This is a genomic window from Rhizobium sp. OAE497 (assembly GCF_040546565.1).
Classification (GTDB): domain Bacteria; phylum Pseudomonadota; class Alphaproteobacteria; order Rhizobiales; family Rhizobiaceae; genus Rhizobium.
In genome coordinates, this window is the sequence record NZ_JBEPOA010000001.1 from 3,779,277 (window position 1) to 3,798,643 (window position 19,367).

Consider the following 19,367-nt stretch of genomic DNA (forward strand, 5'->3'; position numbering starts at 1 on the left):
TGTCTTCCTGCTCTACCCTTCCGGGCAAATATCAAGCGACAACAATAGAAAGGCTGGAAAAATAGACCAGCCCCTTTTTTAGAAATTTGCGGCACTCCCGAAAGAAGCCGCAAACATGAAAACGGGGCCCTGAGGCCCCGTCATTTTTTCATGTTTTAGTGCTTGGCGCGTTTCTTCTGCCTGTAGACGTCGACGACGACGGCAGCGACGATGATGACGCCCTTGACGATCTCCTGGTAATAGGCGTCCACCCTGAGAAAGGTGAAGCCCGAGGTCATCACACCGAGGATGATCGTGCCGATCACCGTACCGGTGATCCGTCCGACGCCACCCGTCAACGACGTGCCGCCGATGACGGCCGCCGCGATCGCATCGAGCTCGTACATCACGCCCATGCCGGCCTGCGCCGTCTGGGCACGGGCTGCGGTGACGACACCTGCGAGACCAGCGAGCAGACCGGCGATCGCGTAAACCTTGATGAGGTGCGCCTCGATATTGATCCCCGAGACGCGGGCCGCCTGCATGTTGGCGCCGATCGCATAGGTGAACTTGCCGTAGCGGGTGTAGCGCAGGGCGATGTGGAAGATCAGCGCGACGACGAGGAAGACGATGACAGGCCAGATACCCGTGCCGATGAAATTGAACTGGTCGGTCAGGCCGGAAACCGGCTGCCCCTTGGTGTACCACTTCGAAATACCGCGTGCCGAGACCATCATGCCGAGCGTGGCGATGAAGGGCGGGATCTTCGTCTTGGCGATCAGCTGGCCGTTGATATAGCCGGCCAGAAGGCCGATCAGCAGGCCGATGCCAATCGGCACGAAGAACGGCATGTCGGTCAGACCAGGATAGAGCGCGCGCGGCCAGGTGGAGGCCTGGGCAAAACTCGCCGCGATCATCGCCGTCATGCCGACCACCGACCCCGACGAGAGATCAATACCGCCGGTGATGATGACCTGCGTCACGCCCACCGAGATGATGCCGATGACCGACACCTGCAGGATCATGATCGTCAAGCGCTGCGGGTTCATCAGGAAGCTCTGTCCGATGAAGATCCAGCCGAGGATTTCATAGACGAGCGCGATGCCGATCAGCACCAGGAAGATGCTGAGTTCCGGCGGTATCCGGCGGCGGCGCGCCCGTGTCACGAGCGGGGCCCGGCCCTCGGCTGCCTCTGTGTTCATGTCAAACCTCCCTTGATGGTTGAAGCGGCGGCGCGATCACTGCGCGGCAAGCTCCATCACCTTCACCTGTGTTGCTTCGTCGCGATTGAGGAATCCGGTCACACGGCCTTCATGCATGACCATGACGCGATCGCTCATGCCGAGCACCTCGGGCATTTCCGATGATATCATGATCACCGCCACGCCGGTGCGCGCCATTTCCGTGACCAGCCGGTGGATTTCCGCCTTGGCGCCGACGTCGATACCGCGCGTCGGTTCGTCCAGAATGAGGATCTTCGGGTTGGTCAGCAGCCAGCGGCCGATCAGCACCTTCTGCTGATTACCGCCCGAAAGGTTTTCGACCCGCTCATTGAGATTGGGCGTCTTGACGCGCAGCTTACGCGCCATCTCCTCACAGGTCGCCTCGATCGCGCGTTCCTGGACAAAACCGCCCTTGACGAACTGGTCGTGCAGCACGGCGATCTGCATGTTCTCGAGCACGTCGAGAATGAGCAGACAGCCCGTATCCTTGCGGTCTTCCGTCAGGAAGGCCATGCCGTTCTGGATCGCCACGGCCGGGGAACTGATATCCACTTTCTTGCCGAACAGCTCGATCGTGCCGGAGCTCGCCGGCGTAACACCGAAGAGCGTTTCGGCGACGTTTGAACGGCCCGAGCCGACGAGACCGGCAACACCGAGAATTTCGCCCGCGCGCACGTCGAAGGAGACATCGTGGAAGACGCGCTTCAATGTGAGATTCTTGACCGAAAGCACGACGTCGCCGATCGGGACTTCTTCCTTCGGGAACATCTGGGTAATCTCGCGACCAACCATCATGCGGATGATGTCGTCGCGCGTCACATCGGTCGATGCATGCGTGCCAATATACTTGCCGTCGCGGAACACCGAGAATTCGTCGGCGATCTCGAAGAGCTCGTTCATCTTGTGGGTGATGTAGACGATACCGATGCCCTGGGCGCGCAGATCGCGAATGATCTGGAAGAGATGTGCAACCTCACGCTCGGTCAGCGCCGATGTCGGCTCGTCCATGATCAGGACATCTGAATTGTAGGAAACCGCCTTGGCGATCTCGACCATCTGCCGGCTGGCGACCGAGAGGTGGCGAACTTCGATCTCGGGATCGAGGTCGATATTCAGCCGCTTGAAAAGATCTTCGGTCAGCCGGTACATTTCGCGATGATCGACGAAACCGAGCCGGTTCTTCGGCTCGCGGCGGATCCAGATATTTTCGGCAACTGTCATGAACGGCATCAGGTTCAGTTCCTGATGGATCATGGCGATACCGTTTTCCAGCGCGTCGAGCGGCGACTTGAGCTGGATCTCGATACCCTTCAGCCGCACCTCGCCCTTATCGGGCGTGTAGATGCCGGCGAGGATCTTCATAAGGGTGGATTTGCCGGCGCCGTTCTCGCCCATCAGCGCATGGACGGAGCCGCGCTTCAGACGGAACTGGACATCATCAAGCGCCACGACGCCTGGAAATTCCTTGCGCACACCTTCGGCGCTCAGCAGGTATTCCGCATTCGGAACGGCCCCGCTGGCGCGCACGGCAGCCATGGTGGACGGGCTCACAGCCATCTTCATTTCTCCGGATACGGCAGAGGAGTTGGATGCGGGCAAGCCGCCCGCATCCGCGACAGTCACCTTAGTTCTTGGTGACGAAGTCCTTGACGTTTTCAGGAGTTACGAGCTGGAAGGGGATGTAGACCTTCTTGTCGATCTTTTCGCCCTTGGCGAGCTTCAGAGCCGCGTCGAGCGAGCCCTTGCCCTGACCGGCGGCGTCCTGGAAGACGGTCACGTCGAGATCGCCTGCCTGCATTGCAGCCAATGCGTCCTGCGTGGCATCAACGCCACCGATCACGTAGTCCTTCATGTCCTTGCCGGCGGCCTTGAGAGCCTGGATCGCGCCGATCGCCATTTCGTCGTTGTTGGAGATGACGGCGTTGAACTCGAGACCGCTGGACAGCCAGTTGCTGACGAGGTCGGAGCCCTGGGTACGATCCCAGTTTGCCGTCTGCTCTTCGACGATTTCAATGCCCTTGCATTCATCGGTCTTCACGACGTCATGAACGTCCTGGGTGCGCATGCGGGCAGCCTGGTTCGAAAGCTCGCCCATGATGACCACAGCCTTGCCCTTGCCACCGAGGAGACGGCAGACTTCCTTGGTTTCCAGCGTGCCGGATTCCTGTTCGTTGGAAGCAACAAAGGCCTGGTTGTCAGGCAGCGTATCGATGTTCACCGGCTGGCGGTTGACGTAAACAAGCGGGATACCAGCATCGGCAGCAAGCTTCGACATGGCAGCCGTCGCATCGGTATCGACAGGGTTGACGATGATCGCATCGACCTTGGAAGCGATGAAGTTCTGGATCTGGCTCTGCTGCTTGGCGACGTCGTTCTGTGCGTCTTCAACCTGCAGCGTCACGCCGCTCAGCGTCTTCGAGTAGTCGACCATACCGTTGCGAAGAACGGTCAGGAAGTTGTCGTCGAACTTTGCCATCGACACGCCGACATTTGCAGCATGAGCGGCCGTCGACATGACAAGCGCCATAGCGGTGCCCAGGATAAACTTTTTCATTTTATTTCCTCCACAAAGCGGTGTCCGGCAGCACCCTCCTCACGCCGGAACTTCGGGCCCAGCCCAAAAGCCGTAATTCCAATGTACCGCCACTCCCGTGAGGCGGCTCCGTCAAAACGGAACAAACAAACCGTAAAATTTGCTTGACGGAATATTCATTCCATTTTCCGGGCGGGACGTCAACTCTTTTTAAAGCAATGGCGAAAGGACCCTCGCCAAAAAAAGTCTGGCAGCCGCAGCGTGCGACGATGCAATCGTCATGCGGCGCGCCTAGATAAGCGCCTTCAGCGGCCTGCTGAACTCATTGCCCAAAGGAGATTTCAATGTCTGTTTCCATGTACCGGCTGACCGTTCCGGTCTTTCAGCGCGGATTGAAAACGCTTGCCGCCTATCTCGACAAGGCGGAGGCTTACGCGAAGGAAAAAGGGATCGATTCCAGCATCTTGGTGAACGCAAGACTGGCGCCCGACATGCTTTCGCTCGCCGGCCAGTTTCAGCGCGCTACCGATACCGCGAAGTTCGGCATCACCCGCCTGACCTCGACCGACGCGCCGAAATTCGAAGATAACGAAACGACGGTCGCCGATCTGCGCGAACGCCTCGCCAAGGCCGAAGCCTATCTGGCGACGGTTACGCCTGACATGCTCGATGGCGCTGCAAAGGCAGAAGTCACCCGCCAGATCGGCGGCAAGACGGTAACGCTGAGCGGCGACGAATATCTCGCCACGTTTGTGCTGCCGAACTTCTATTTCCACATCGGCATGGCACACGCCATCCTGCGCAACCAGGGCGCCCCGGTCGGCAAGATGGACTATCTCGGCAATTTCGGCTGAACGCTTCAGGGCCGGTAAGACACCGGCCCTTTTTCCGTCAGTTCGGTATAGGCAAGCGTCTGATCGAGGTGCCGCGCCCTGAGCGACAGCAGCTTTTCCGCATAGGCAAGCCGCGTTCCCGCATGCGCGGGATCGGGCGGCAAGGTTCCGCAGCTCCGTCGGATCAGCCTTTAGATCGAAGAGCAGTGGCGGCAGCGCCGAGAAATGCACATATTTGAACTGTTCGTCGCGGATGACCGCGAGATTGCACTGATTGGGCCTTAGCCCGAAATGCGCCTCGGCATCACCGCTGGCGATCTCCCGGAAGTCAAACTCCCAGAAGGCCGCATCCCGCCACTGACCGGCATCCGTGCCATCGACAAGCGCCCGCAGCGAACCGCCATCGAGCCCGTTCTGAGCGCTCATGCCAAGCGTTTCGCAAAGCGTCGGGAAGATATCGGCAGCGCTGGTGAACTGGCTGACGGTCGCGCCTTTTTGCCCGGCGCGCGGATCGCGGATGACGAGCGGAATGTGGTAGCTGCCGTCGAAGAAACCGCCCTTCCCAAGCATCCAGTGGTCGCCCATCATCTCGGCATGGTCGGAGGTGAAGATGACGATCGTGTCATCCCAGATCCCGGCATCCTTCAGCGCCTGCCAGATCCGTCCGAGCTGCGCATCCACCTCGGCAATCATCCCATAGTAGATCGCCCGGATTGCTGCGAAATCATCGGCATCCCAATCGTTGACCGGGCCCTTGGCGCCATGGATGAAGCTGCCCTTGCCGCTCCTCGGCATCGCATAGGCAAGATAGGGATGCGCCTCCATCTCCGCTTCAGCGGAAGAGGCACGCGCGAAGGCCGGCCCGTCACCGGGCCTGAACATCGCGCCATAGGGCTCCGGCACCGAAAACGGCGGATGCGGGCGGAGAAAAGAGACATGCGCAAACCAGGCATCCTCCTGCTCGCCGAGCCAGCGAATGAATTCACCCGCCAGAAAAGCCGTCTGCGTCTCGTCTTTTGAATAGGCCGGGCTGCCGGCCGATATTTCACCCGCCTGTGCCCCGGCCGGAATATGCATATCGCGGTTCACCGCCCCGGCATGCCCGCGCGACCGGAGCCAAGACAGCCACTGCCTTTCATGCTCCGGCAACAACTGCCGTGCGGTGAAACCCGGCAGCAGCCCTTCATAACTGGTCAGATGCGGATCGCCGCTCTGAAGCGCCCGCGGATCCGGCGCCGTATCGGTATAGCCGAACAGCGTCGGGTCATAGCCCGCCCGCCGCGCCATCAGCGCCAGATTGTCGAAACGACGGTCGAGCGGCGACCCGTTCCGGCAGACCCGGTGGTTCATCTGATAGAGGCCGGTATAAAGTGTCGCCCGCGCCGGGGAGCAGGGCGCCGCCCCGGCATAATGGTTGCGAAACAGCACGCCCTCGCCGACGAGCGCATCGACACCAGGCGTCCGCACAGTGGGATGGCCAACTGCGGAAAGGCAATCACCGCGCCATTGATCCGCGGTGATCAGGAGAACGTTCGGACGTCTGCTCAAGGCTGCCTCAGTGCTGGTTGGTACGCGAATGCCAGTTCCAAGCCGAGCTTATGATCTGCGACAGATCATATTGCGGCACCCAGCCGAGCACATCGCGCGCCTTGTCGTTATTGGCAACCAGCGTATGCGAATCACCCTCGCGGCGGCCGATATAGTCGACCGGGAACGGCCGGTTCGACACATCCTCGATCGCCCCGAGCAGCTCCTTCACGGTCGTGCCAGTACCGGTGCCGAGATTGAGCGCCACCGAATCACCGCCGCGCAGCAGATATTCGACCGCGCGAACATGCGCGTCGGCGAGATCCAGCACATGAATGTAGTCGCGCACGCAGGTGCCGTCGCGCGTCTCATAGTCGCTGCCGAACACCTTGAAGCCCTGGCGGCGGCCGAGCGCCGCATCGATCGCCAGCGGGATCGCATGCGTTTCCGGATCATGCCACTCGCCGATCCGGCCCTCGAAATCGGCCCCGGCCGCATTGAAATAGCGCAGAATCACCGACCGCAGGCTCTTATACTGGTCGTAATCGGCCAGCGCCTGCTCGACGATATATTTCGTCCGTCCGTAAGGATTGATGGGCACCTGCCGGTGCTTTTCATCGAGCGGCACGCTCTGCGGCAGGCCGTAGGTCGCGCAGGTCGAGGAAAACACGAAGGCATTGATCCCGGCCGCCTGCGCCGCCGACAGCAACGTCAGTGTCCCAACCACATTGTTCTCATAGAAGGCAACGGGATCCTTGACCGATTCGCCGACCTCGATCAGCGCCGCGAAATGCAGGATCGCCGAAGGCTTGTGCTTCGCCAGCACCTCGTCGAGCCGCGCCCGGTCCCGGATATCCCCTTCCTCGGCCGGCCCCCATTTGACGAATTCCCGATGACCATTCGAGAAATTGTCGAAAACGACGGGCTTATACCCCTTGTTCGCCAGATCGAGGCACGTATGCGAGCCGATATAGCCGGCTCCGCCGACCACGAGAACAGTTTCACCTGCCATGCACCACCTTTGTTGCCGTATCGGATGACAGGAACCTAAAGGAGATAAACGGCAAGAAAAAGGGGGACTGACCGAGAGATGCTGCAGAGCAGCAAAAGAGGTATAGGAAGGCTTAGCTCGGGTGACGGCGCTGTGCCGAAATGTCGAACCCGGCAGGAACTATGCTTGGAAGATGAATGGCGGAGAGGGTGGGATTTGAACCCACGGTACCCTTGCAGGCACGCCGCATTTCGAGTGCGGTACATTCAACCACTCTGCCACCTCTCCGCAGTTCTGGTTGGCGCTGTTGGGCGCGGGCTGTCTCATAGCGATAGAATCACGGACTGGCAAGACGAAATTGCGAAGCTTTTTCATCCTTCTGCCTTGACAGATTTTTGACACTCGTCTATCCCGCGTCCGCAATAGGCGTGGAAAAGTCCGTGCCTTGCCCGCCCCGCGCTCGCGTAGGGCTTCACCGGCAGACAGAGTTTGGGGCATCCGCCCTGAAATCCCTGCTTAACACAGACTGATAAAAAGACGGCCACCTGCATCTTGCGGGGAGAGCTGGATCGAACATGAAAGGATTAAACAATGTTCGCAGTCATTAAGACCGGCGGTAAGCAGTACCGTGTGGCAGCAAACGACGTGCTGACCATCGAGAAGCTTGAAGCATCCGCTGGCGACTCCATTGAATTCACCGAAGTACTCGTCATCGGCGAAGGCGCCGATGCGGCGATCGGCGCACCCTTCGTCAAGGGCGCATCGGTAAAGGCCGAAGTGGTCGAGCAGAACCGTGGCAAGAAGGTCATCGCCTTCAAGAAGCGCCGCCGTCAGAACTCGAAGCGCTCGCGCGGTCATCGCCAGCATCACACGGTTGTCCGTATCACGGACATCCTGGCAGCCAAGTAATCGGTTTCGGGCAACAAGGTTTAAAGGAGAAATCCAATGGCACACAAAAAAGCTGGCGGTTCGTCGCGCAACGGTCGCGATTCTCAGTCTAAGCGCCTTGGCGTGAAGAAGTTCGGCGGCGAAGCCGTCATCGCAGGCAACATTATCGTGCGTCAGCGCGGTACGCAGTGGCATCCGGGCGCCAATGTCGGCCTCGGCAAGGATCACACCATTTTTGCGCTTACGGCAGGCAATGTGGACTACCGAACGAAGGCCAATGGTCGCGTGTACGTATCTGTAATGCCGAAAGCCGAAGCAGCGGAATAAGCCGGTAGCGCTCTAAAACAGCCGGCGTCTCATCGACCCGGCTGAGCGTATCAGGTTCAGTCCAGAAAACAGGGGAGATGGGGCGCCATCTCCCCTTTTTCTTTGTCCATAAGGAGGACTGAACATGCAAGGCGAACTGATCAGGGTCGACCAATCACGGTCAACCCGGGAAGACCAGAGGTCTCCCAAGGAACGGCTGAGGCCGGAGCGGTTAAGGACTGATTGCCCTGTCTTGTTATCGGAACGGCTCGTCATGCGCGCGCCGCACGAGGAAGACATTGACGCCCTTTCCCATCTCGCCAACAACGCCAAAGTCGCCACAATGGTATCGCGCATGCCGCACCCGTATACCGCCAATGATGCCGCTGACTTCGTGCGTCGCACGAAGAATGGCGAGATCGGCAAGTGCGTCTATGCGATTACCAAAGCTGAAAACGGCGCGTTTATCGGTTGCTGCGGTGTCGAGCCGCATGCCGATGGCCGCACCGTCGAGATCGGCTACTGGCTCGGCGAACCCTTTTGGGGTCAAGGCTACACGACGGAAGCGTGCCACGCGCTGGTCGACATGGTTTTCCGCACCAGGGAAAACATCGACCAAATCGATGCCCGTTGCCGGGTGATGAACATCGCCTCGCGGCGGGTCATCCAGAAGTGCGGCTTCCAATTCCAGGGATCCGGCCTTGCCGCATCGCTGGCGCTCGGTTCCAACGTGCCCGTCGAATGGTACCGGCTGGATCGGAAGACCTGGATGTCGCTGAGAAGCTGGGGGGCTCTGTCATGAGTGCTGCCCTGCTCGACCGGCCGAAGGTCCAACCGATGACGCCGGGGCCCGCCCCGGTTATCGGCACGGCAAGACTGTCGCTCCGCCCTCACCGGCTGAGCGATGCCGATGCCATGGCGGAAACGCTGTCCGACTTTGCCGTGACGCGCATGCTTTCGCGCGTCCCGGCACCCTATCACCGGCAGGATGCTCTGGACTGGCTGGTTCCGGTCACTTCAGGCGCCCTGCCGGGCTGGAACCTGGCGATCACCAACGGTGACGATGCCCATATCGGCATGGTTTCCGTCGAGCTTCGTCATGGCCGCTGGCACCTCGGCTACTGGCTGAACCGCTACTACTGGCGGCGCGGCTACATGGGCGAGGCTGTCGAAGCCGTTCTGGAGCGCTTCTCGCGGCGGATGCCCGACATGCCTGTTCATTCGGGCGTGTTTGCCGACAATCCGGCATCGCTCCGGCTGCAGGAAAAGCTCGGCTTCCGCATGACCGGCTGCTCGGAGATCTACAGTTTCGCCCGCAACACCATGGTGGCGCATGTCGAAACCGTTCTCCAGCCCGGCGCACTGCAGGCTGCCAGGGCCGCCTGAAACATGAAGGAAACGCCGCGGTTGCGCCGCGGCGTTTCTAGATTTCGATCTCGGCCCAGATGGGGAAATGATCGGAACCGACAGACCCCGTATCGATATGGGCGCCTCTCAGGCTGCCTGCCAATCCGCCGCTGACGAAACAATAATCGAGATGCATGCGCTTTCCGTGATCCCCAGGATCCATCCAGCTATAGCTTCCCGGATGATAACCATCGAGCGCCGCAAGCGCATCGACCGGCGTGCCGACGCGCGGCGTGCGGCCGTAGTACCCGTCCCTGGCACCGGCGAAAGCACAATATTCCGGCGATTCCGGCACCATGTTGAAATCGCCCATGACGACGTAATCCTCCGGCAGAGGCAACTCCTCCAGACCGATCTCCGCCGCTCCGCTGACCGACCCGCCTTCAAGGCGGAACGCATTGATCCGCTCGTTGAGATGGCGGATCTGGGCAATGCGTTCGTCGATCCAGACGTGGTCGAGATGCACGGAATAGACGCGCAGCGGCCGGCCGGGAATATCGATCAGCGCCTCGGTCGCGCCGCGCTGCAGGTTGAGCTTGGAGACCGTGCGGCTGCGCGGCAACAGGATCGTTCGCGTCGACAGGATCGGAAAACGCGACAGGATCATGTTGCCGAACTGGAAGCGCGTGCCACGCGGCGGAAAGCCGCCCTCGCCGGCCGCAACATGCAGATCGCACGGCGCGCCATAGACCCAGAAATGGTTGGGAAAGAAGGCCGCCAGATCGGCCGGCATGTCGGCAAAATCATTCTTCTCGTAGCCTCGGGTCACCTCCTGCAGGGCGATGACGTCAGCACCCTCGAGGCTCTCCGCAATGCGTCCCAGGTCGTAAATCCCATCAAGACCGAAGCCGTACTGTATGTTATAGCTCGCAAACTTCACGATATTCTTTGACCTCCGCATGAACCGCCTATATCGAAAGCGGCGAATGGGGCGCGTTAATAGCCACCGGTACTGGAAGTAAAATGAAATTTCTCGACGAAGCAAAGGTCTATATCAAGTCTGGAGACGGTGGCGCGGGCAGCGTCTCGTTCCGGCGCGAGAAGTTCATTGAGTTCGGCGGCCCCGATGGCGGCGATGGCGGACGCGGTGGCGATGTCTGGGCCGAGGCCGTCAACGGGCTCAATACTCTGATCGACTTCCGCTATCAGCAGCACTTCAAGGCGCAGATCGGCACGCACGGCATGGGCCGCAACCGGACCGGCGCCAATGGCGGCGACGTCACGCTCAAGGTGCCGGTCGGCACGCAGATTTTCGAAGAAGACCGCGAAACGCTGATCTGCGATCTCACCGAGGAAGGTCAGCGCTTCCGCATTGCAGCCGGCGGCAACGGCGGCTTCGGCAATGCGCATTTCAAGTCTTCGACCAACCAGGCGCCCGATTGGGCCAATCCCGGCCTTGAGGGCGAGGAAAAGACCATCTGGATGCGGCTGAAGCTGATTGCTGACGCCGGTCTCGTCGGTATGCCGAATGCCGGCAAGTCCACCTTCCTGGCCTCGGTCACCCGCGCCCGCCCGAAGATCGCCAACTATCCCTTCACCACGCTGCATCCGAACCTCGGCGTTGCCACCGTGGACGGCCAAGAATTCATTCTCGCCGACATTCCGGGCCTTATCGAGGGCGCCCACGAAGGCGTCGGCATCGGTGACCGCTTCCTCGGCCATGTCGAGCGCACTCGCGTTCTTCTGCATCTTGTTTCCGCGCAGGAAGAGAAGGTCGGCAAAGCCTACAAGACCGTCCGCTACGAGCTCGAAGCCTATGGTGAGGAACTCGGCGAAAAGGTCGAGATCGTCGCGCTGTCGCAGATCGACGTGCTTGACGACGAAACGCTGAAGAAGAAGACCAAGGAACTTGCCAAGGCCTGCGGCCGCACCCCGTTCCAGATTTCGGCAGCGACCGGCAAGGGCATGACCGAGGTGCTGCGTGCTTTGCGCGAGATCATCACCGAGGCCAATGCCGGCTCGTCTGAAAAGATCGCCAAGACGCCGAAGCTTCGTCACCGCGATATGGCATCCGATGAAGAAGGCGAAGTGGATGACAACGCGTAAGCCGCTCGACCGCTATCGCCGCATCGTCATCAAGATCGGCTCTGCACTGCTCGTCGACCGCAAGACGGGCCTGAAGAAGGCTTGGCTCGATGCCATGTGCGCCGATATCGCGGCGCTGAAGGCCAAGGGCGCCGATGTTCTCGTGGTTTCCTCCGGTGCTATCGCCCTCGGCCGCTCGGTTCTCGATCTTCCCTCCGGCGCCCTGAAGCTGGAAGAAAGCCAGGCCGCCGCCGCCGTCGGCCAGATTTCGCTGGCACGCGCCTGGTCGGAAAGCCTGTCGCGCGACGAGATCGTCGCCGGGCAGATCCTGCTGACACTCGGCGATACCGAAGAGCGCCGCCGCTATCTCAACGCCCGCGCCACCATCAACCAGCTCTTGAAGATCGGCGCCGTGCCGATCATCAACGAGAATGACACGGTTGCCACCAGCGAAATCCGCTATGGCGACAATGATCGCCTGGCCGCACGCGTCGCAACGATGACCGGCGCCGACCTGCTGATCCTGCTTTCGGATATCGACGGCCTCTATACGGCGCCGCCGCATTTCGACCCGGATGCGAAATTCCTGGAGACGATCGCCGAAATCACCCCCGAGATCGAAGCGATGGCCGGTGGTGCCGCCTCCGAGCTGTCGCGCGGCGGCATGCGCACCAAGATCGACGCCGGCAAGATCGCGACGACCTCCGGCTGCGCCATGATCATTGCCTCGGGCAAGACGGATAGCCCGCTATCGGCCATCGCCAATGGCGCCCGCTCTTCCTGGTTTGCGCCATCTGGAACGCCCGTGACCGCCCGCAAGACCTGGATTGCCGGTCAGCTGCAGCCCGCCGGCGAGCTCCATATCGACGAGGGCGCGATGACGGCGCTCGGGGCCGGCAAGAGCCTGCTTCCCGCGGGCGTGCGCAAGATCAACGGCGTCTTCAGCCGCGGCGATACAGTTGCGATTATCGGCCCCTCCGGCCGCGAGATTGCCCGTGGTCTCGCGAGCTACGACGCCGACGAGGCCCGCCAGATCGCCGGCCGCAAGTCCGCAGAGATCGAGAAGATTCTCGGTTATCCCGGCCGCGCCGCCATGATCCACCGTGACGACATGGTGATGACGGCGCAGATAAGTTCGAAATCGGAAAGGCAGAAGAAGGACGCAAGCTATGCTTGATACAGTTGTGCAGGGCCCTGACATTGATGTGCTGATGAACGACATCGGCCGCAAGGCAAAGGCTGCAGCACGACCGTTGGGCTTTGCCTCCACCGAAAGCAAGAACAAGGCGTTGAACGCCATGGCTGATGCGATCCTGCGCAACAAGGCGCATATCCTCGCCGAAAACGCCAAGGACCTGAAGGATGTCGAAGGCGGCAGCCTGCTGGCGTCCTTCGTCGACCGCTTGACGCTGAACGACAAGCGCGTCGCCGAAATGGCCGAGGGTATCCGCACGATTGCCGCGCTCAAGGATCCGGTCGGCGAAGTCATCGCCGCCTGGGACCGGCCGAATGGCCTGAAGATCCAGCGCACCCGCACGCCGCTCGGCGTCATCGGCGTCATCTTCGAAAGCCGTCCGAACGTGACGGCAGATGCCGGCGCGCTGTGCCTGAAGGCCGGCAATGCGGTAATCCTGCGCTGCGGCTCGGATTCGCGCCGTTCCTCGCAGGCGATCCATGCCTGCCTGGTCGAGGGCTTGAAGGAAGCCGGTCTGCCCGAGCATGCGATCCAGCTGGTTCCGGTGACCGACCGTGCGGCGGTCGGTGCCATGCTGCGCGGCCTCGAAGGCGCAATCGACGTCATCGTGCCGCGTGGCGGCAAGAGCCTTGTCGCCCGCGTACAGAACGAGGCCCGCGTCCCGGTCTTCGCCCATCTCGAAGGCCTCTGCCATATCTATGTCGACAAGTCTGCCGATCTCGGCATGGCCAAGGAGATCATTGTCAACGCCAAGATGCGCCGCACCGGCGTCTGCGGCGCTGTCGAGACGCTGCTGGTCGACCGCGCGGTCGCTGAAACGCATCTGAAGCCGCTTCTCGATGGACTTGCTGCCGCCGGCTGCGAAATCCGTGGCTCTGCCGATGTCCTCAAGGCCGCTCCGGGCATCAAGCCGGCCACCGAGGAGGACTGGTCGACGGAATATCTCGATGCGGTCATCTCAGTAGCGCTCGTCGATGGTATCTCCGGCGCGATCAAGCACATCCAGACCTATTCATCGAACCACACCGAAGCCGTGATTGCCGAGGATCCTGCCGTCGTCGAGCGCTTCTTCACGGAAATCGACTCTGCCATCCTGTTGCACAATGCCTCGACCCAGTTCGCCGATGGCGGCGAGTTTGGCATGGGGGCGGAGATCGGCATCGCCACCGGCAAGATGCACGCCCGCGGCCCAGTCGGCGTCGAGCAGCTGACCTCCTTCAAGTACCGCGTTCGCGGTACCGGACAGACGCGGCCCTGACGTGATCCCAGAAGAAATCGACCGGCACTATCTTCGCATGCCGCACACCGAGCGCGGCATGGTCGTCGGTCTTTTTGGCGGGTCGTTCAACCCGCCGCATCAAGGCCACGCGCTGGTGGCCGAGATCGCCATTCGCCGCCTGGGTCTCGATCAGCTCTGGTGGATGGTTACACCAGGCAATCCGCTGAAAAGCCGCAACCATCTGGCGCCACTCGCCGAGCGCATCGCGCTCAGCGAGGCAATCGCCACCGATCCGCATATAAAGGTGACGGCCTTCGAGCAGTCGATCGGCATCAGCTACACGGCCAATACGCTGGCACGGGTGAAGGCGCGCAATCCGCATGTCCATTTCGTCTGGATCATGGGCGCCGACAGCCTGGAAACCTTCCACAAATGGCAGAAGTGGCAGGATATCGCCCGCACCTTCCCGATCGCCGTGATCGACCGGCCCGGCTCGACGCTCTCCTATCTCTCTTCGAAAATGGCCAAGACCTTCGCCTTTGCGCGTATCGATGAAGATGACGCAAGGGCGCTCTGGAAGAAGCCGGCGCCCGCCTGGACCTTCATCCACGGACCGCGCTCTGCCTTGAGCTCGACGGCAATCCGCAAGGCTGCCGAATAAACGAATTCTGGAAGTGTGGAGAAATGAAAAGCCCGACGGGGGAGGATCCGTCGGGCTTCATAAACTTGATCGACAACTGGGAGGAGGAGTGTTGCCGATCCATATCGAACGGCCTGGGAGGAGGAGTGGCCGTTTCGATGAGTATGTTTTACCATAATCGATCGAAACGTGAAGATCGCATATCGCATTGCAGCAATGCATCATGCGCAAGGCTAGGCTAAATACTTCGCATGATGATGCTGCTTTTTGCGGCAATCCGAACGGGCTATCGGTAGACCCGTTCGGAAAAGGCGCTCATTCCTGACCGGATCATCAATTCATAGACCATTCGCCTGCTGATTGGATTGTGGAGCCTTGCAACTTTGGACCCCAGAAATTCCGTTTCGACATGGTCGAAGGCAGTCAGGTCCGGCGCCTTCGCGATGACATCGTAATAGAGCTGATGGTGGTCGCGGCGGCAGACATAGGTCTTGTACTTGGTCATGCAGAAGGCCGAGAACTCCGAGCCATTCTCGCGCAGGAAGTCGGCGACCCCCACCGTGACCTCCGGCCATGCCGGATTGAAGGTGTCGTCGAAGGCGATCACGCCATGCGGCGCCAGGCAATCCTTCGCCAGCCGGCTGTCGGCCACGACATGCGACAGCATATGCCCGCCATCAATACTGAAGAAGCGGATCTCGCCCGCCTTGGCACTGATCTCATCGGCCGAAAGCCGGGTGCTATCGCCCTTGATGACCAGCTCCTCATCGACAGCAAGTCCGAGACGCCGGCCATTCTCTAGGAAACGGCCATATTGCGGCGAGGCGCCGTCATCGGTCTGGCCAAGATCGAAGAGATCGATCGCCACAACCTTCTGCTCCGGACCGCAGATTTTGCGGAAGAGGTAATATGAGCGCCCGTAGAACACGCCGATCTCTGCAATGCCGCCGGCAAGGCTCTTGCTATTTTGACTTTGCAACAACGCGAGGAACACCAGTGCATCCGGGGGATCAATGTATCCCTCGATCGTCTGCAAGTCGTGAAAGATGAATTTCCGTGTCGCCGAGTTCATCAAAACTGCCGATCCTCTATGCTTGTTAATTCCATAGCGATTCCTGCATATTTCTACCGTCATTAAACAGCAGATAAAACAGTTTCGGCAAGATCAACCCGCAGTGGACTCGATTTTACTTTGGTTTCCAAGGGATTCCGGCAGAATAGATGCAATCATCGCGAGAAAAATGTCGCGGTTGCTTCGTCATTTGTGGCAATACTTGGGCAGATAATCTATAGCGCTTCCGCAATATGTCCTGCCAAATATATCGCTAGCAAAGCAGCAACAGATCGATATATTCCCTTCGATATTTCGAACTGGGGAGTGAATGACATGCAAAACCGCCGCCATTGGATGAAACTGGCTATTGCCGCGATTTCGGCAGGCTTTATCGGCCTCGGCACCCTACCGCAGCCGGCCGCAGCCGCCGAGAAGGTCACCGTTTTTGCCGCAGCCAGCCTCAAGGATGCGCTCGATGCCGCCAATGCGGCCTGGGCAAAGGAGAGCGGCAAGGAAGCCGTCGTTTCCTACGCAGCAAGTGGCGCGCTGGCAAAGCAGATCGAGAATGCCGCACCGGCTGATGTCTTCATCTCCGCCGACCTCAACTGGATGGACTATGTCGCCGGCAAGAAGCTGATCAAGGACGACACGCGCTCCAACCTGCTCGGCAACCGCCTGGTTCTGGTCGCCGCCAAGGACAAGGCCAAGCCTGTCGACATCAAGCAGGGCTTCGATCTTGCCGGCCTGATCGGCGACGGCAAGCTTGCCATGGGCGAGCCGAAGTCGGTCCCGGCAGGCAAATACGGCCAGACCGCGCTCGACAAGCTCGGCATCTGGAAGGCCGTGGAGCCGAAGGCAGCCTTTGCCGAAAGCGTCCGCGCCGCGCTGGCCCTCGTTTCCCGCGGCGAAGCGCCTTACGGCATCGTCTATCAGACCGACGCGGCTGCCGATAAGGGCGTTGCGATCGTCGGCACCTTCCCGGCCGATTCCCATCCGCCGATCATCTACCCGGTCGCCCTTCTCGCCGAGAGCAAGAATGCCGATGCGGCTGCCTATCTCGATTTCCTGAAGTCCGACAAGGCAGCTCCGTTCTTCACGGCGCAGGGCTTCACGATCCTGAAGTGATCGAACTGAAATGATTGCGGAATTTCATTCTGCAGCTTAGCGTGAAGGCTCGCACATCAGCGAGCCTTCTATTTTTTGGAGAACCGCGATCTTGGATGCCCTTGGCCTCAGCGCCGAAGAGTGGACCGCCATCATGCTGAGCCTTCGCGTCTCCGCCGTGGCGATGGTGGCAAGCCTGCCATTCGGCATTGGCGCCGCCCTGCTGCTCGCTCGCGGACGCTTCTATGGCAAGTCACTGCTGAACGGCATCATCCATTTGCCGCTTATTCTTCCCCCTGTCGTCACCGGCTTCCTTCTGCTCGTCCTGTTTGGCCGCCGCGGGCCAATCGGCAGCCTGCTTGACCAGTATCTCGGCATCGTCTTCTCCTTCCGCTGGACGGGCGCGGCGCTTGCCTGTGCCGTCATGGGCTTTCCGCTGATGGTCCGCAGCATCCGCCTGTCGATCGAGGCCGTCGACCGCAAGCTCGAGGAAGCCGCGGGAACGCTGGGCGCCAGCCCCCTCTGGGTCTTCCTCACCGTCACCCTGCCGCTGACGCTTCCCGGCATCATCGCCGGCATGATCCTCTCCTTCGCAAAAGCGATGGGCGAATTCGGCGCGACCATCACCTTCGTCTCCAACATTCCGGGCGAGACGCAGACGCTGTCTGCCGCGATCTACACCTTCACCCAGGTACCGGGCGGCGATGCCGGCGCCTTCAGGCTGACGATGGTGGCAGTCGTCATTTCGATGGCGGCCCTGCTGGCCTCCGAATTCATGGCCTATCTCGCCGGCCGGAGGATCGATCCGGAATGACGCTGACCGTCGAAGCCAGACATCGCCTCGGGTCCTTTCGCCTCGACGGCGCCTTCACGTCCGCAAGCGGCGTGACCGCTTTGTTCGGCCGCTCCGGCTCGGGCAAGACCTCGATGATCCGCATCATCGCCGGATTGACCCGGCCCGAAGAGGGCAAGGTGCTGCTCGACGGCGAGCCGCTGACCGATACCGCAAAGGGCATCTTCGTTCCCCGCCATCGCCGCCGCTTCGGCTACGTCTTCCAGGAAGCGCGGCTGTTTCCGCATCTGAGCGTCCGCAGCAACCTGACCTACGGCCGATGGTTCGCACCGAAGACGGGCGGGGCCAGCGATTTCGACCGGGTCATAGACATGCTCGGCATCGAACCACTTCTTGGCCGCAGCCCGGCCAAACTTTCCGGTGGCGAAAGACAACGCGTTGCCATCGGCCGGGCCCTGCTTTCGTCCCCGCGCCTGCTATTGATGGACGAGCCGCTGGCCGCACTCGACGACGCGCGCAAGGCCGAAATCCTGCCCTATCTCGAACGGCTGCGTGACGAGACGCAGATCCCGATCGTCTATGTCAGCCATTCCATCGCCGAAGTGGCACGCCTCGCAAGTCAGGTCGTCGTCATGCGCGACGGCAGGGTGGACGCGATCGGCAGTGCCGTCGATGTCTTGAGCAAGCCATCGACGGAAGAGGGGCGGCGCGAGGCCGGCGCATTGCTGGAAGGAACGGTCGAAAGCGTCGATACCATCCACCGGCTCGCCACCGTGGCGCTGAAAACCGCGCAGCTGCAGCTCCCCGGAACAGCGGTCCAGCCCGGCAAGCGCGTGCGCATCCTCATCCCGGCCCGTGACGTCATGCTCGCGACCCAAAAGCCGGAAGGCCTCAGCGCCCTCAACATCCTCGAAGGCAGCATCCGCGATCTGGCGCCGGCCGACGACGGAACGGTCGAGATCCAGGTTGATTGCGGTGGCGATATCGTGCTGTCGCGCATCACTGCGCTCTCTGTCGAGAGACTGTCATTGGCGCCGGGCAAGCCCGTCTACGCCATCATCAAGACGGTGGCGCTGCAGCCGTGATCAGCGCTGTCCGCCATCGGCAGGACTGCGGTTGTCCTCCAGCCACGCGAGCTCGCTGGCAAGGGTCGTGCGCACTGTCGCTTCCATCCGGCGGAAGCAGGCGAGCAACTCCTCGCCAAACGGCGTCAGCGCCGCGCCGCCACCCTTCTGGCCACCCCGCTGCGATTCGACGACCGGCTGCTTGAACATCCGGTTCATGTCGCTGACCAGCAGCCATGCGCGGCGATAGGACATGTCCATCGCCCTGCCCGCCGCCGAAATCGATCCTGTTTCGCGAATATGCTCGAGCAGTTCCATCTTGCCGCGGCCGAGGCGATCCTCGTGCGGGAAGCTGATACGGAGCACCGGAATGAGATTGTTCTTGGCGAGCTCGGGCATGTAATCCGCATTTTCTAAAACAATGGCGGCACTTTACGCCGGGCCTTTGCCGCTGTACACCGCCGCCATCGACTGCGGCCTGTCATAATTGTTGATCGCCAGCGCAAGTCTTCGCGCGACGAAACCGGGCCTGTGTCTTGAAAGATTAATGGTTTGATGCCTATCTTAACTATGATTTGGACGACCC

General features: G+C 60.8%; 19 protein-coding genes, 1 tRNA gene and 1 pseudogene. 12 read left to right on the top strand and 9 right to left on the bottom strand.

Annotated elements, in window-relative coordinates:
- Positions 1-155: 155 nt before the first annotated feature.
- From ABIE40_RS18855 to ABIE40_RS18865, 3 genes are all read right to left on the bottom strand, one after another.
- Positions 156-1,181 (bottom strand): ABC transporter permease, encoded by a 1,026-nt coding sequence (locus ABIE40_RS18855; RefSeq protein WP_199627988.1) that lies wholly within the window; start codon positions 1,179-1,181, stop codon positions 156-158.
- 36 nt (positions 1,182-1,217) lie between these two features.
- On the bottom strand, positions 1,218-2,759 hold the full coding sequence (locus ABIE40_RS18860; RefSeq protein WP_112718481.1) for a sugar ABC transporter ATP-binding protein: 1,542 nt from the start codon (positions 2,757-2,759) through the stop codon (positions 1,218-1,220).
- 67 nt (positions 2,760-2,826) lie between these two features.
- Positions 2,827-3,756 (bottom strand): sugar ABC transporter substrate-binding protein, encoded by a 930-nt coding sequence (locus ABIE40_RS18865; protein WP_112718179.1) that lies wholly within the window; start codon positions 3,754-3,756, stop codon positions 2,827-2,829.
- 323 nt (positions 3,757-4,079) lie between these two features.
- Between ABIE40_RS18865 and ABIE40_RS18870 the strand changes: the two genes are divergently transcribed.
- Positions 4,080-4,589, top strand: coding sequence for a DUF1993 domain-containing protein (locus tag ABIE40_RS18870; RefSeq protein WP_199627989.1), 510 nt, complete (start codon positions 4,080-4,082; stop codon positions 4,587-4,589).
- A gap of 5 nt (positions 4,590-4,594) precedes the next feature.
- Here the strand turns inward: ABIE40_RS18870 and ABIE40_RS18875 are convergent.
- The 3 genes and pseudogenes from ABIE40_RS18875 to ABIE40_RS18885 form a co-directional block, all read right to left on the bottom strand.
- A pseudogene (locus ABIE40_RS18875) lies at positions 4,595-6,146 on the bottom strand (alkaline phosphatase family protein).
- A complete protein-coding gene (galE, locus tag ABIE40_RS18880) occupies positions 6,124-7,107 on the bottom strand; it encodes a UDP-glucose 4-epimerase GalE (protein WP_199627990.1) in 984 nt (327 codons plus the stop codon). The pseudogene ABIE40_RS18875 and the gene galE overlap by 23 nt, the downstream one beginning before the upstream one ends.
- Positions 7,108-7,284: 177 nt before the next feature.
- Positions 7,285-7,374, bottom strand: a tRNA-Ser gene (locus ABIE40_RS18885).
- Between the two features lie 303 nt (positions 7,375-7,677).
- Between ABIE40_RS18885 and rplU the strand changes: the two genes are divergently transcribed.
- From rplU to ABIE40_RS18905, 4 genes are all read left to right on the top strand, one after another.
- Positions 7,678-7,995 (top strand): 50S ribosomal protein L21, encoded by a 318-nt coding sequence (gene rplU, locus ABIE40_RS18890; RefSeq protein WP_112385937.1) that lies wholly within the window; start codon positions 7,678-7,680, stop codon positions 7,993-7,995.
- 36 nt (positions 7,996-8,031) lie between these two features.
- Positions 8,032-8,301 (top strand): 50S ribosomal protein L27, encoded by a 270-nt coding sequence (gene rpmA, locus ABIE40_RS18895; protein ID WP_112718171.1) that lies wholly within the window; start codon positions 8,032-8,034, stop codon positions 8,299-8,301.
- Positions 8,302-8,425: 124 nt separating this feature from the next.
- Positions 8,426-9,082: a GNAT family N-acetyltransferase gene (locus tag ABIE40_RS18900; protein ID WP_112718169.1), complete on the top strand. Its 657-nt coding sequence runs from the start codon at positions 8,426-8,428 to the stop codon at positions 9,080-9,082.
- Positions 9,079-9,666, top strand: a complete 588-nt coding sequence (locus ABIE40_RS18905) for a GNAT family N-acetyltransferase (protein WP_502944795.1) — start codon at positions 9,079-9,081, stop codon at positions 9,664-9,666. The genes ABIE40_RS18900 and ABIE40_RS18905 overlap by 4 nt, the downstream gene beginning before the upstream one ends.
- A gap of 37 nt (positions 9,667-9,703) precedes the next feature.
- Here ABIE40_RS18905 and ABIE40_RS18910 read toward each other — a convergent pair whose 3' ends face one another.
- A complete protein-coding gene (locus ABIE40_RS18910) occupies positions 9,704-10,567 on the bottom strand; it encodes an endonuclease/exonuclease/phosphatase family protein (protein WP_199627991.1) in 864 nt (287 codons plus the stop codon).
- Between the two features lie 83 nt (positions 10,568-10,650).
- On the opposite strand from ABIE40_RS18910, the gene obgE reads away from it, so the two are divergent.
- From obgE to ABIE40_RS18930, 4 genes are read left to right on the top strand one after another with little or no spacing between them, the layout of a single operon-like run.
- Positions 10,651-11,733, top strand: coding sequence for a GTPase ObgE (gene obgE / locus ABIE40_RS18915; protein ID WP_199627992.1), 1,083 nt, complete (start codon positions 10,651-10,653; stop codon positions 11,731-11,733).
- Entirely contained in the window at positions 11,720-12,889 is a 1,170-nt protein-coding gene (gene proB / locus ABIE40_RS18920) for a glutamate 5-kinase (RefSeq protein ID WP_199627993.1), read from the top strand. Before obgE ends, proB begins: the two co-directional genes overlap by 14 nt.
- Positions 12,882-14,165, top strand: a complete 1,284-nt coding sequence (locus tag ABIE40_RS18925; RefSeq protein ID WP_199627994.1) for a glutamate-5-semialdehyde dehydrogenase — start codon at positions 12,882-12,884, stop codon at positions 14,163-14,165. Before proB ends, ABIE40_RS18925 begins: the two co-directional genes overlap by 8 nt.
- Before the next feature lie 37 nt (positions 14,166-14,202).
- The gene (locus ABIE40_RS18930) at positions 14,203-14,787 is read left to right on the top strand and encodes a nicotinate-nucleotide adenylyltransferase (protein WP_210341129.1); all 585 of its coding nucleotides are present in this window, start codon (positions 14,203-14,205) and stop codon (positions 14,785-14,787) included.
- A gap of 265 nt (positions 14,788-15,052) precedes the next feature.
- On the opposite strand, the gene ABIE40_RS18935 is transcribed toward ABIE40_RS18930, so the two are convergent.
- Positions 15,053-15,838 carry a class I SAM-dependent methyltransferase gene (locus ABIE40_RS18935; RefSeq protein ID WP_199627996.1) on the bottom strand — a complete coding sequence of 262 codons (786 nt, stop codon included), beginning with the start codon at positions 15,836-15,838 and terminating at the stop codon, positions 15,053-15,055.
- A gap of 315 nt (positions 15,839-16,153) precedes the next feature.
- Between ABIE40_RS18935 and modA the strand changes: the two genes are divergently transcribed.
- The 3 genes from modA (at position 16,154) to modC (ending at position 18,802) form a co-directional block, all read left to right on the top strand.
- Positions 16,154-16,945, top strand: a complete 792-nt coding sequence (gene modA, locus ABIE40_RS18940; protein ID WP_130283043.1) for a molybdate ABC transporter substrate-binding protein — start codon at positions 16,154-16,156, stop codon at positions 16,943-16,945.
- A 91-nt stretch (positions 16,946-17,036) separates the two neighbouring features.
- Positions 17,037-17,738: a molybdate ABC transporter permease subunit gene (gene modB / locus ABIE40_RS18945; protein ID WP_112718153.1), complete on the top strand. Its 702-nt coding sequence runs from the start codon at positions 17,037-17,039 to the stop codon at positions 17,736-17,738.
- Entirely contained in the window at positions 17,735-18,802 is a 1,068-nt protein-coding gene (gene modC / locus ABIE40_RS18950; protein WP_199627997.1) for a molybdenum ABC transporter ATP-binding protein, read from the top strand. Before modB ends, modC begins: the two co-directional genes overlap by 4 nt.
- Here modC and ABIE40_RS18955 read toward each other — a convergent pair whose 3' ends face one another.
- On the bottom strand, positions 18,803-19,180 hold the full coding sequence (locus ABIE40_RS18955) for a winged helix-turn-helix domain-containing protein (protein ID WP_130283037.1): 378 nt from the start codon (positions 19,178-19,180) through the stop codon (positions 18,803-18,805).
- Positions 19,181-19,367 lie beyond the last annotated feature (187 nt).

Coding starts and splice junctions, on each gene's coding strand:
- ABIE40_RS18935 (WP_199627996.1), bottom strand. CDS start 15,838: ATGAACTCGGCGACACGGAAATTCATCTTTCACGACTTGCAGACGATC.
- ABIE40_RS18865 (WP_112718179.1), bottom strand. CDS start 3,756: ATGAAAAAGTTTATCCTGGGCACCGCTATGGCGCTTGTCATGTCGACG.
- ABIE40_RS18905 (WP_502944795.1), top strand. CDS start 9,079: ATGAGTGCTGCCCTGCTCGACCGGCCGAAGGTCCAACCGATGACGCCG.
- ABIE40_RS18930 (WP_210341129.1), top strand. CDS start 14,203: ATGCCGCACACCGAGCGCGGCATGGTCGTCGGTCTTTTTGGCGGGTCG.
- modA (WP_130283043.1), top strand. CDS start 16,154: ATGCAAAACCGCCGCCATTGGATGAAACTGGCTATTGCCGCGATTTCG.
- ABIE40_RS18925 (WP_199627994.1), top strand. CDS start 12,882: ATGCTTGATACAGTTGTGCAGGGCCCTGACATTGATGTGCTGATGAAC.
- obgE (WP_199627992.1), top strand. CDS start 10,651: ATGAAATTTCTCGACGAAGCAAAGGTCTATATCAAGTCTGGAGACGGT.
- ABIE40_RS18860 (WP_112718481.1), bottom strand. CDS start 2,759: ATGGCTGTGAGCCCGTCCACCATGGCTGCCGTGCGCGCCAGCGGGGCC.
- ABIE40_RS18955 (WP_130283037.1), bottom strand. CDS start 19,180: ATGCCCGAGCTCGCCAAGAACAATCTCATTCCGGTGCTCCGTATCAGC.
- rpmA (WP_112718171.1), top strand. CDS start 8,032: ATGGCACACAAAAAAGCTGGCGGTTCGTCGCGCAACGGTCGCGATTCT.
- galE (WP_199627990.1), bottom strand. CDS start 7,107: ATGGCAGGTGAAACTGTTCTCGTGGTCGGCGGAGCCGGCTATATCGGC.
- ABIE40_RS18870 (WP_199627989.1), top strand. CDS start 4,080: ATGTCTGTTTCCATGTACCGGCTGACCGTTCCGGTCTTTCAGCGCGGA.
- ABIE40_RS18900 (WP_112718169.1), top strand. CDS start 8,426: ATGCAAGGCGAACTGATCAGGGTCGACCAATCACGGTCAACCCGGGAA.
- ABIE40_RS18855 (WP_199627988.1), bottom strand. CDS start 1,181: ATGAACACAGAGGCAGCCGAGGGCCGGGCCCCGCTCGTGACACGGGCG.
- modC (WP_199627997.1), top strand. CDS start 17,735: ATGACGCTGACCGTCGAAGCCAGACATCGCCTCGGGTCCTTTCGCCTC.
- rplU (WP_112385937.1), top strand. CDS start 7,678: ATGTTCGCAGTCATTAAGACCGGCGGTAAGCAGTACCGTGTGGCAGCA.
- proB (WP_199627993.1), top strand. CDS start 11,720: ATGACAACGCGTAAGCCGCTCGACCGCTATCGCCGCATCGTCATCAAG.